This is a genomic window from Pseudomonas sp. GW821-FHT07B01 (assembly GCF_059419065.1).
Window position 1 is genome coordinate 101,569 of record NZ_JBWKRA010000022.1, and the last position, 10,611, is coordinate 112,179.

Here is a 10,611-nt window from a genome sequence, read left to right on the forward strand (position 1 = left end):
GGTTCCTCGTGAAGTGTCAGCACATTTTCCGGGTGACGGCAGGGCTTCTGTAGTGCATTTGAGTGGATTACTTGCCTGATCCTCTGAGTTTCAGGGCCAGGTGACGACGCCCGTGACTTGCGCGGGTAAAGTGCAATGAAGCATTGAAAGGGTCTGTCATGACGTCCACTCCCACCCCACTGAACGCGCTGATCCAGTCGATTGGTTCGCGCACCCCGTCGTCCGGCGACTACGCCATGCCGATCCCCGGCCTGGGCTTTTATCGGCGTGAGCAACCCGCTGCGCCGGTGGTGTGCATGGTTGAGCCGTGCATCGTGCTGGTGGCCCAGGGCGAGAAGCAGTTGTGGGTCGGTGGCGAGGGCTACCCCTACAACACGTCCCGGTTCCTGGTGACGTCGCTGGACATCCCGGCCAATTCCGAGGTGCTGGCGGCCAGCCCCGAGCAGCCGTGCCTGGGGCTGACGTTCAAGCTGGACCTGCGCATGCTCGCCGAGCTGATCGCCCAGGGTGGCTTGCCACCGGTGCGTGAGCGCGCGGTCATGAAGGGCGTGGGGATCGGCACGGTCACCGACGGCATGCTGGCCGCATTCGCGCGCCTGGTGGCGTTGCTGGATGAACCCGAGGCTATCCCGGTACTTGCGCCATTGATCCAGCGCGAGATTCATTACCGGCTATTGAAAAGCGACCAGGCCGGCCGACTGCGCCAGATCTGCTCGGTGGACGGGCAGGGCTATCGAATTGCCAAGGCGATCGACTGGCTGAAGTTGAATTTCGACGCGGCCCTGCGTGTGGAAGAGCTGGCAGCGCGGGTGCAAATGAGCGCGGCGACCTTTCACCATCACTTCCGGCAACTGACCGCGATGAGCCCGCTGCAATACCAGAAATGGCTGCGTCTGAATGAAGCACGACGATTGATGTTGAACGAGCACCAGGATGTCTCCAGTGCCGCGTTCAAAGTCGGGTATGAGAGCCCGTCGCAATTCAGCCGTGAGTACAGCCGGCTGTTCGGGGTGCCGCCCAAGCGTGATATGGCGACACTGCGGGGCAGGGCGGGTGTCAGTGATCCGCCGGCGTCAGATTAGCGTAGAAGATGCAGCCAATCAGCCGTGCGAACAGGCTCAGGGTTTCCGGCAGGTTGGGGTCGTCGAACAGCATGGCCCGTGAGTCCAGCGCACACAGCGCCCCGAACAGGCGGCCATCGGGCAGAAAGATCGGCGCACCGGCGTAGCTTTCGATGGCGTATTGCTTGACCACCGGGCGTGACGCGAAACGGCCGTTCTGGCTGATCTGGGGGATGAACAGGGTGTGTGGGTTGATGCAGAACTCACTGCACAGGGTGGTTTCAAGGTCGAGTACGTCGTCGACGTTGATGCCCATTTGCAGCGGGTCGTAGGCCGAACACACCACCCATTCCTGGTCGGTGAACTTGGCGATACCGGCGAATCTCATCCCGGTCAGACGAGTGACCAGCTTGAGGATGTTGGTGGTTGCTTCAATTTCGGCAATGGCGGCGCGCTCGTCTGCGCTGAGTAACCTGTGTGCGGCGGTGACGCTTGAAACCATGCTGAACGCTCCAATGGCGTGGTCGCAGGCCGCGACCACGCACAGTCAGGTTATTAGTTGATGCGCGGGTGTTGCTGTACCAGGTTTTCCCGCTTGGTTTGCAGCGCGGCAATCTCGGCATCGATGTCTTCGATTTTCTGCTCGATATTGTCGTGATGCTCCTGCAGCAGCTCCTTGGCTTCTTCCATGTCGGAAGCCGCCGGGGCCGCGCCACGCAGGGGCTTGTTGGCGGTTTCCTTCATGGTCAGGCCCGTGATCAGTCCAACCACTGCAAACACCATCAGGTAATAGGCGGGCATGTACAGGTCGTTGGTGCTCTCCACCAGCCAGGCCACGGCGGTCGGCGTAACACCGGCGATCAGTACCGAGACGTTGAACGCACTGGCCAGGGCGCTGTAGCGCAGATGGGTGGGGAACATTGCTGGCAAGGTCGACGCCATCACGCCGATAAAGAAGTTCAGCACCACCGCCAGAATCAACAGGCCGCCGAAAATCAGGCCGGTCTTGCCGCTGGTGATCAGCATGAAGGCCGGAATCGACAGGAACAGCAGGCCGATGCTGCCGGCGATGATGAACGGCTTGCGGCCGATCTTGTCGCTGACAAAACCAATGAACGGCTGCACGAACAACATGCCGACCATAATCGCGATGATGATCAGCACGCCGCTGTTTTCGGCATAGTGCAGGTTGTGGGACAGGTAGCTCGGCATGTAGGTGAGCAGCATGTAGTAGGTCACGTTGGTGGCCGCGACGATACCGATGCAGGTCAGCAGGCTACGCCAGTGCTTGGTGGCGATTTCCTTGAACGAGACTTTAGGGCCGTGGCTCAAGCCTTCGCGGTCACCCTGTTCGAGTTTGTCGACATGCTGTTGAAACGCCGGGGTCTCTTCCAGCGCGTGGCGCAGGTACAGGCCGATGATGCCCAGGGGCAGGGCGAGGAAGAACGGCAGGCGCCAGCCCCAGGCCTCGAATTCGGCTTCACCGAGCACGGTGGAGATCAACACCACCACACCCGCGCCGAGCACGAAACCGGCGATGGAGCCGAAGTCCAGCCAGCTGCCAAGGAATCCGCGCTTGCGGTCCGGGGCGTACTCAGCCACGAAAATCGACGCGCCGGTGTACTCGCCGCCCACCGAGAAACCCTGGGCCATTTTGCACAGCAGCAACAGGATCGGGGCCCAGATGCCAATGGAGGCATAGCCGGGGATCAAGCCGATGGCAAAGGTGCTCAAGGACATGATCACGATGGTGGCGGCCAGGACTTTTTGCCGCCCGTACTTATCGCCCAGTGCGCCGAAGAACAGGCCGCCCAGCGGGCGAATCAGGAAAGGTACGGAGAAGGTGGCCAGTGCTGCGATCATCTGCACGCTGGGGGAAGCGTCGGGGAAGAACACCTTGCCCAGCACATAGGCGACAAAGCCATAGACGCCAAAGTCGAACCATTCCATGGCATTGCCAAGTGCGGCGGCGGTGATCGCCTTGCGCATCTTGTTGTCGTCGACAATGGTGATGTCTTTCAATCCGATGGGTTTGACGCGTTTTTTACGTAGTTTCATGCGGGCCACTCAAAAGCTGAACAGGGGAGGTGCCATCGCTACGATGGCACCGCTCTGTCAGTTCAGATACAAGTGGACACGAAATAATTCACCGCTTTGTGTATTTTTTCTCACGGGGGTAAAAATGCCGGGTTCTGGAGGCCGAAGCATGGCTATTGGCAAAACAGATCAAATGTGGGAGCTGGCTTGCCTGCGAAAGCGGTGGTTCAGTCAAAGATTCAGTGACTGACACACCGCCTTCGCAGGCAAGCCCGCTCCTACAGGGATTTGTGCCAGGCGCATAACCGATGTGGGAGTTGTCGAGCCCCGGCGAGGTGACGAGGGCGGCGGTACTGTTGGCAGTTGTGTTGCCTGAACTATCGCCATCGCGGCCTCGCTAAAGCTCGAGCGCTCCCACAGGGGAATTGTCATTGTTAGTCAGGCAAAGCAGGGAAGTCTTTCATATGCAATGCAGCTATTCACGCCTTACCTACCGCCAACCAGGACCCGCAGACGTTCAGCGATTGTTCGCGATCTTCGGCGATCCACAGACCAACTTGTTCAATCCTGCCGGCCCGCTGCCCAACCTGGATGCGGCACAACGGCTATTGGATCACTGGCTGGAGCAATGGATCTCCCAGGGCTACGGCTGGTGGGCGATTGCCCGCAAAGAGAGCCCCGAGCACATCATCGGGTTTGGCGGCATTGCGCCACTTAACTACCTGACGCAGCGGCGCATCAACCTTGGCTATCGCCTGGCCGTCGAGGCCTGGGGGCAGGGGTATGCCACTGAACTGGGGCGGGATGCCCTGGCTCTGGCGTTTGACACGCGATCTCTACCGGAAGTCTTCGGGTTAGTGCGGCCCGATCATGCTGCGTCGATCCGCGTATTGGAGAAGCTCGGCATGCAACGCTTTGGCCTGCTGGATGATGTCCCCGGTCAAGCGCCCAGCCTAGTGTTCAGGGTTTGTCGTCCTACAACTGCACAGCTCTGACATTTTTCTGATTCACGTAAATCCTGGATAAGCGGCAATCTTTGCGATTGACACTGCGTGGGCGTCTCGTTATAAAACTCGCAGTTGTACGACGACATATGACGTTACATATGTCCTACCTAACAAAAATAAAAAGTGATGCCATGAATCTGAACGAGCCCATCAGTGCCCTTCGTGTCGGCCAGGCGGTCGGCAGCTATCGCTGGACGATCTGCGCGATGTTGTTTTTCGCGACCACGGTCAATTACCTCGACCGCCAGGTGCTCAGCCTCTTGGCACCGCAACTGTCAACGCAGTTTGGCTGGAGCAACACCGATTACGCCAACATCGCGGCGGTGTTCCAGTTCGTCTACGCCATTTCCATGCTGTTTGCCGGGCGCTTCGTCGACAGGATCGGCACCAAGGCCGCCTATGTGGTAGCCATTGGTATCTGGTCCACCGGCGCGATCATGCATGCGTTTGCGGTGCCGATGGGCGAGGGTATCGCAGCGGTCAGTGGTGCCATTGGCCTGGCGGTGATTCCGGTGTCGATTGCCGGCTTCATGCTCTCACGGGCGGTATTGGCGATTGGCGAAGCGGGTAACTTCCCGATCGCGATCAAGGCCACTGCCGAATATTTCCCCAAGAAAGAACGCTCCCTGGCCACCGGTATCTTCAATTCCGGCGCCAACGTCGGCGCGATCCTGGCGCCGATCTGTGTCCCTCTGATTGCCGGCCTGTGGGGTTGGGAGGCGGCGTTTATGGTCATCGGCATGCTGGGTTTTGTCTGGGTAGCCGTGTGGGCCGCCGTTTACGAAAAACCGGAACAGCAAAAACGCCTATCACCTGAGGAACTCGCCTACATCCGTAGCGACCAGACCGTACAACCATTTACCCCGGCACCGACGGGCACCGCAGGAAAGAAAGTCTCCTGGTTCAAACTGTTGACCTACCGCCAGACCTGGGCGTTTGCTTTCGGCAAGTTCATGACCGACGGCGTGTGGTGGTTTTTCCTGTTCTGGTTGCCCACCTACCTGTCTGCCCAGTACGGCATGAAAGGCGCCGATATCGTGATGCCGCTGGCGGTGCTGTACAGCATGACCATGGTCGGCAGTATTGGCGGCGGGTGGTTCCCCAGCTACTTCATGGCGCGCGGCGATGCCCCCTATGACGGGCGCATGAAAGCCATGCTGGTGATTGCGTTGTTCCCGCTGGTGGTGTTGCTGGCGCAGCCGTTGGGTTACCTCAGCTTCTGGGTGCCGGTGTTGCTGATCGGTGTGGGCGCTTCGGCACACCAGGCGTGGTCATGCAACATTTTCACCACCGTGTCCGATATGTTCCCGCAGAAAACCGTGGCCTCGGTGGTCGGCATTGGCGGCATGGCCGGTGGCCTGGGTGGCGTGCTCATGACCAAGATCGGTGGCTGGGTGTTCGACTATTACAAGTCCATCAACGACATCCATACCGGCTACATGATCATGTTTGCCATCTGCGCCCTGGCTTACCTGGTGGCCTGGAGCGTGATGAAGACGCTGGTGCCGCGCCACAAGGAAATCACTGACCTGTAACGCCGCCTAGAAAGGTCATCAAGGCAGCGACGATGACCTCGGGCGCGTCCTCTTGTACCAGATGCCCCGCACGCGGGACGCGCAGGTAGTGTGCACCTAATCTACCTGCGAGCGCGTCGCCCTGTGCCACGTTGATCCATTGGTCTTCTTCGCCCCAGAGCAGTTGTACCGGGCAACGCAGCTCGGCGAGCCGCTCTTCAATCTGGTCGGTATAGCGCTGGTCCATCTGTGCAATCTGGCGATAGAAGGCGGGCTGGCCAACCTCGCCTGTCCAGGGCGTGACGTAGGCGTGCAGCACCTCGGCAGGTAGCGGCGTGAAGGCGGCGCCCTGTAGATAGGCACGCACAATCGCCTCATGGATATAGGCCGGCGCGTCGCTCAAGGCCTGTTCATGGCGGCGCACATGCTGCACCAGCGGCGAACCCCAGGGCGCCATGGCGACGGGGTCGATCAAGGTCAGGCTGGCATAGTCGCAGCCATTGAGCAGATGCGCACGCAGCGCCGTGGCGCCGCCAAAATCATGGGCCAGCACATGAGGACGTTCCAGGCCCCAATGGTGTAGCAGGGCGGCGAGCAACAGGTTTTGCACGCCCAGGGACACGTCCTGGCCCGGCGTCTGTTCAGACTGGCCATAGCCAAGCAGGTCGTAATAGAACACGCGGTACTGCTGGGCGAACAAGGGCGCGATACGCCGCCACACATGGGAAGAGAACGGCGTGCCATGCACCATCACCAGCGCCGGCCCCTGGGTACCCAGCTGGCCCCAGCGCACGGTTTGATTGTGGAAGTCAAAGGTGTGGGGCAGTACCAGTGCGTCGTTTGAATGGGTCATGGTTGAGTCTCCCCTAAGGTCTGATGGGTTGTGGCGGGTTTTGCCTGCGCCAGGAGGATACGAACCGCCATGACCACGCCGACGAGCACGGCAGCCAGGCCCACGGCTTCCATTGGCGTCGGCCAGCGCCGGTGAAAGCCTAGACCGAGCAGGCTGGCGAAGAGTGATTCCAGGGCAATCAATTGGCCACTCAGTACCATGGGCAGGCGCTGCGTTGCCGCGTTCCAGGCCCAGGCGCCGACCACCGTAGACATCACGGCGATGCCCAGGCTCCAGGCATACAGCGGCCATGCCTGGTTCCAGCCCGCGCCAAGGGTCGGCAACCGGAACAAGCCCAGCGCGTATAGCCATGGCAGCAGGCACAGCGCCGCGCCGCCTGCGCCTAACAGCATCAGCGCAGTCCACAGGCCGGTTGCGCTGGCTGGCAGGCGCGCCAGTTGCTGTTGATTGATGACGCTGAACCCCAGCCACAAGGCCACTGCGCCCAGGGAGAAGCACAAAGCCGCCAGCCAGGAACCGGTGCCGGAGGCGGGCAGTTGGAGGCTGCTGACCGTGGCCAGCAACAGCCCCATGGTGAGGCAGGACAACGGCATCACCAACTGGCGCCATTGCAGGGTCTTGTGACTGGCGTTGCCTATCAACGCCAGTAGCACCGGGACCATGCCGACAAACGCTGGCGTCAGCACCGGGCCGCCGAACATCACGCCGGCAGCAATGCACACGCCATAACCGAGGCAACCCAGTGCGCCCAGTGCTGCCGCCAGTACGCACTGGCCGGTGCTGAGTACACTCAATTGCGCCCTGCACACCATGATCCAGACGAGACCCAGCCCACCGGCCATCAGAAACCGTACGGCCATCAAGTCGTAGAGGCTGTAGACGCCGGTGACGTAGGGCGCAATGAAGTTCAGCGCCCAGCCCAGGGTGGCGACAACGGCCAATATCACACCGGTAAAGAGTGAGGCGCGGGCGCTGGTCATCAGGCTGCTCCATGAAGTGAGGGATTCATGGTGCCCAGCGCTGCGGCTGTGCTACAAACGAGTTTTCAGCCTTGGATGCATAACCACAGATTATGAATGCACTTGGCAAAACCTTACCGCCTCTGGCCAGCCTCCTGCCGTTTGAAGCGGCGGCGCGCCTGGAGAGTTTCTCCAAGGCGGCCGATGAATTGCACCTCACCCAGGCCGCTATCAGTCGGCAGATTCGCGGGCTGGAGGACAACCTGGGGGTCAAGCTGTTTTGTCGGCGCAACCGTGGGGTGTTCCTGACGCAAGAAGGGCGTGAGCTGGGGCGGGTGGTCAGCCAGGCCTTGCAGAGCATCAGTGAGGGCGCGGTCAGCCTGAGAACATCACCGCAGCGCAATCGCGTGGTACTGCTGTGCCAGCTATGCGAGGCGTTCTATTGGTTGATGCCGCGTCTCGCGACCTTCCACCAGCAATACCCGCAGATCGAGATCCAGGTGGTGACCTGCACGCGGCCGATCACCCAGTTCGACGGGCATTTCGATGTGGCCCTGCAAAGTACCCGGCGTGCCAGTGGCAGCCATACGCTGATGTTCACCGCCTCCGACGAGGTGTTCCCGGTGTGCAGCCCCGGCTACCTATGCCCGGAAAAGCCGTTAGCGCTGACTGAATTACAGCCCTGCACATTTCTGCACCACAGCTCCGAGCCGCCGCACTTGATGGAATGGGATGAGTGGCTGCAGATGTTCGGCCACACGTTGGCCAGGGATGCGCGCAGTGCCACCTTCGACAGTTACCCGCTGATGTTGCAAGCCGCCGTGGAAGGGCACGGTATCGCCATGGGTTGGCGTCGTACCGCAAGCCGGCTGATTGAGAGTGGGGCGCTGGTGCGGCCCTGCGCAGAAAGCGTGTTTTTGCCCGAGGCTATTTCGGTCTACAGGCAGCAAGGGGCGGGCAGTCGGGAGGAGGTCACGGCGTTGTTGGCCTGGCTTGACGCACAATTGCAAAGTGACGGCTGACAGGGGCGTCGCTGCCCCTGTCATCTGCGGTTATTGGTTGCGCGTGACGCGCCAAATCGTATTGGCCAGGTCGTCGGCAATGATCAGCGCGCCTTTGGGGTCCACCGTCACCCCCACTGGACGCCCGCGGGTCTTGCCATCGTCGCCGCGAAAGCCGGTGGCAAAGTCGATGGGCTCGCCCGCGGGCTTGCCGTTGCTGAACGGTACGAAGATCACCTTGTAGCCCACTGGGTTGTCACGGTTCCAACTGCCGTGCTCGCCGACAAACGCGCCGTCAGCGAATTTTTCACCCATGGCGGGGATGGAAAAATCCACGCCCAACGCGGCCACATGGGAGCCCAGGCTGTAATCGGGTTTGATCGCGGCAGCCACCTTGGCCGGGTTCTGCGGTTGTGCGCGGGGGTCGACGTTCTGGCCCCAGTAGCTGTAGGGCCAGCCGTAGAAGGCACCTTCACGCACCGACGTCAGGTAGTCTGGCACCAGGTCGGGGCCGAGTTCATCGCGCTCGTTGACCACGGTCCACAGTTGCCCTGAGCCCGGTTGGATGGTCAGCGCCGTCGGATTGCGCAGGCCCGTAGCGTAGGGCTTATGCGCACCGGTGGCGGCATCGATCTGCCAGACCATTGCGCGGTCGATCTCCACTTCCATGCCGCGTTCGGTGATGTTGCTGTTGGAACCGATGCCCACATACAGCTGACGCCCGTCGTCACTCACGGCCAATGACTTGGTCCAGTGATGGTTGATCTGCGCCGGCAGGTCGGTGACTTTGACGGGCGGGGCGCTGGCCTTGGTCTGGCCGTCGGCGTAGTCAAAGCGCACCAGTGCGTCCTGGTTGGCCACATACAGTTTGCCGTCGGCGAATGCCAGCCCGTAGGGAGCGTTGAGGTTGTCGGCGAATACCGTCTTGAGTTCATAGGTGCCGTCACCGTCGGCGTCACGCAGCAGCGTAATGCGGTTGCCGCCCTTGACCTTGGTGTTGCCCTGGGCCTTGATCACACTGGCGATCACGTCCTTGGGCTTGAGCTTGGCCGCACTGCCGCCACGGCCTTCGGCCACCAGGATATCGCCGTTGGGCAGCACCAGGGTCTGGCGCGGGATCGCAAGGTCGGTGGCGATGGCGGTGACGCTGTAGCCTTCGGGCACCTTGGGCTTTTGATCGCCCCACGGCGTGGGCTCGGCAATCTTCATGCTCGGCAACAGGCTGCTTTGTTGTTCGGGCAGCTTGGGGTCAGGGCCGCGCGCCTGGGTCTTGTCACCTTCGCCGCCACAGGCACTCAGCAACAGGGCGGCGCTGAGCAGGGTCAGTGTGTTGAGTGGTTTCATCGGGCAGCTCCTGAGCGCAGGTTGGTCAAGCCGATCCAGGTGGCGACAATCGCCAGCACGGTGACGATCGCCGACAGCACCAAGCCAGCAGGCATCATGGCGTAGGCATCCTTGGCATGTTGAAAGGCGTTCACCAGCCCCAGCACCCAAGTGCCCAGCAACAGCAGGAAGTACGCCACCGGGCGCCCGCCCTTGTGTTCGGCGCGCACCAGGTTGACCAGTGCAAACAGCAGGGCAAAACCACAGAACACCAGCGCTCCGGCGATCAGCCAGGAGGCAAAATTGGCCCATTGGATCTGGTAGGTCTGGCCGTAGGCGATATCACTGAGCAAGGCCCCGAGAAACAACGGCACGGTGCCGGCAAGCAAAGTCCCGTGCAACGGCCCAGGCCTGACGACGGGGTAAGTGGAGAGGGTAGTCATGTTGGTGGCGGCTCCTTATCGTTCTGCACCCTGGGCTCAGGGCGCGCTGACTTCGCATAGGAAAGGAGCATGGCATTTGCAAGAAAGTTCACTGGGAGGGCGTGTCGAGGTGTGTTTCGATCCGGCGTTCCCCTGCATATGCATAGGTATCTACACAATTTTGGTGCGACGCTGAACCTGTGGCGAGGGAGCTTGCTCCCGTGACGGCCTGACAGCCGACATCTATCTACCTGACACCCCACCATCCAACTGTGGGAGCTGGCTTGCCTGCGAAGGCGGCCTAACAGTCAACACAGTTGGACCGGGTACATATCCGTTATTTAGGTAACGGCCACCTAGGGTTCCGCCCTGACGGCGGCTCACTTTTGAAAAGCGCAAAAGTAAGCAAAACGCTCTTGCCCCACCACTCGGCA

10 protein-coding genes are annotated in these 10,611 nt (G+C 61.0%); 4 read left to right on the forward strand and 6 right to left on the reverse strand.

Translation table 11 applies throughout. The features are described from left to right. Window positions 1–158: 158 nt before the first annotated feature. Entirely contained in the window at window positions 159–1,082 is a 924-nt protein-coding gene (locus AC07S6_RS21710; RefSeq protein ID WP_495113017.1) for an AraC family transcriptional regulator, read from the forward strand. Here AC07S6_RS21710 and AC07S6_RS21715 read toward each other — a convergent pair. Continuing rightward, on the reverse strand, window positions 1,057–1,563 hold the full coding sequence (locus tag AC07S6_RS21715) for a GAF domain-containing protein (RefSeq protein ID WP_020302594.1): 507 nt from the start codon (window positions 1,561–1,563) through the stop codon (window positions 1,057–1,059). The two genes, AC07S6_RS21710 and AC07S6_RS21715, sit on opposite strands and share 26 nt — an antisense overlap. A gap of 53 nt (window positions 1,564–1,616) precedes the next feature. Next, on the reverse strand, window positions 1,617–3,119 hold the full coding sequence (gene proP / locus AC07S6_RS21720) for a glycine betaine/L-proline transporter ProP (RefSeq protein WP_014718644.1): 1,503 nt from the start codon (window positions 3,117–3,119) through the stop codon (window positions 1,617–1,619). 443 nt (window positions 3,120–3,562) lie between these two features. Here proP and AC07S6_RS21725 point away from each other — a divergent pair, with 443 nt between their 5' ends. Next, entirely contained in the window at window positions 3,563–4,093 is a 531-nt protein-coding gene (locus AC07S6_RS21725) for a GNAT family N-acetyltransferase (protein ID WP_495113018.1), read from the forward strand. 143 nt (window positions 4,094–4,236) lie between these two features. After that, window positions 4,237–5,640 (forward strand): MFS transporter, encoded by a 1,404-nt coding sequence (locus AC07S6_RS21730; RefSeq protein ID WP_019817168.1) that lies wholly within the window; start codon window positions 4,237–4,239, stop codon window positions 5,638–5,640. Here AC07S6_RS21730 and AC07S6_RS21735 read toward each other — a convergent pair. Both AC07S6_RS21735 and AC07S6_RS21740 read right to left on the reverse strand, forming a co-directional pair. Continuing rightward, window positions 5,627–6,472 carry an alpha/beta fold hydrolase gene (locus AC07S6_RS21735; protein WP_495113019.1) on the reverse strand — a complete coding sequence of 282 codons (846 nt, stop codon included), beginning with the start codon at window positions 6,470–6,472 and terminating at the stop codon, window positions 5,627–5,629. The genes AC07S6_RS21730 and AC07S6_RS21735 overlap by 14 nt on opposite strands. Continuing rightward, a complete protein-coding gene (locus tag AC07S6_RS21740) occupies window positions 6,469–7,452 on the reverse strand; it encodes a DMT family transporter (RefSeq protein ID WP_495113020.1) in 984 nt (327 codons plus the stop codon). The genes AC07S6_RS21735 and AC07S6_RS21740 overlap by 4 nt, the downstream gene beginning before the upstream one ends. Window positions 7,453–7,544: 92 nt before the next feature. Between AC07S6_RS21740 and AC07S6_RS21745 the strand changes: the two genes are divergently transcribed. Further along, window positions 7,545–8,453, forward strand: coding sequence for a LysR substrate-binding domain-containing protein (locus AC07S6_RS21745; RefSeq protein WP_495113021.1), 909 nt, complete (start codon window positions 7,545–7,547; stop codon window positions 8,451–8,453). Between the two features lie 30 nt (window positions 8,454–8,483). On the opposite strand, the gene AC07S6_RS21750 is transcribed toward AC07S6_RS21745, so the two are convergent. Both AC07S6_RS21750 and AC07S6_RS21755 read right to left on the reverse strand, forming a co-directional pair. Then, entirely contained in the window at window positions 8,484–9,776 is a 1,293-nt protein-coding gene (locus AC07S6_RS21750; protein ID WP_014718638.1) for a PQQ-dependent sugar dehydrogenase, read from the reverse strand. Next, window positions 9,773–10,198: a DUF2231 domain-containing protein gene (locus tag AC07S6_RS21755; protein WP_054921373.1), complete on the reverse strand. Its 426-nt coding sequence runs from the start codon at window positions 10,196–10,198 to the stop codon at window positions 9,773–9,775. Before AC07S6_RS21755 ends, AC07S6_RS21750 begins: the two co-directional genes overlap by 4 nt. Window positions 10,199–10,611 lie beyond the last annotated feature (413 nt).

What these genes read in the sequence shown, in the direction of transcription:
- AC07S6_RS21710 (WP_495113017.1), top strand. Translation starts at nt 159, where the DNA reads ATGACGTCCACTCCCACCCCACTGAACGCGCTGATCCAGTCGATTGGT.
- AC07S6_RS21715 (WP_020302594.1), bottom strand. Translation starts at nt 1,563, where the DNA reads ATGGTTTCAAGCGTCACCGCCGCACACAGGTTACTCAGCGCAGACGAG.
- proP (WP_014718644.1), bottom strand. Translation starts at nt 3,119, where the DNA reads ATGAAACTACGTAAAAAACGCGTCAAACCCATCGGATTGAAAGACATC.
- AC07S6_RS21725 (WP_495113018.1), top strand. Translation starts at nt 3,563, where the DNA reads ATGCAATGCAGCTATTCACGCCTTACCTACCGCCAACCAGGACCCGCA.
- AC07S6_RS21730 (WP_019817168.1), top strand. Translation starts at nt 4,237, where the DNA reads ATGAATCTGAACGAGCCCATCAGTGCCCTTCGTGTCGGCCAGGCGGTC.
- AC07S6_RS21735 (WP_495113019.1), bottom strand. Translation starts at nt 6,472, where the DNA reads ATGACCCATTCAAACGACGCACTGGTACTGCCCCACACCTTTGACTTC.
- AC07S6_RS21740 (WP_495113020.1), bottom strand. Translation starts at nt 7,452, where the DNA reads ATGACCAGCGCCCGCGCCTCACTCTTTACCGGTGTGATATTGGCCGTT.
- AC07S6_RS21745 (WP_495113021.1), top strand. Translation starts at nt 7,545, where the DNA reads ATGAATGCACTTGGCAAAACCTTACCGCCTCTGGCCAGCCTCCTGCCG.
- AC07S6_RS21750 (WP_014718638.1), bottom strand. Translation starts at nt 9,776, where the DNA reads ATGAAACCACTCAACACACTGACCCTGCTCAGCGCCGCCCTGTTGCTG.
- AC07S6_RS21755 (WP_054921373.1), bottom strand. Translation starts at nt 10,198, where the DNA reads ATGACTACCCTCTCCACTTACCCCGTCGTCAGGCCTGGGCCGTTGCAC.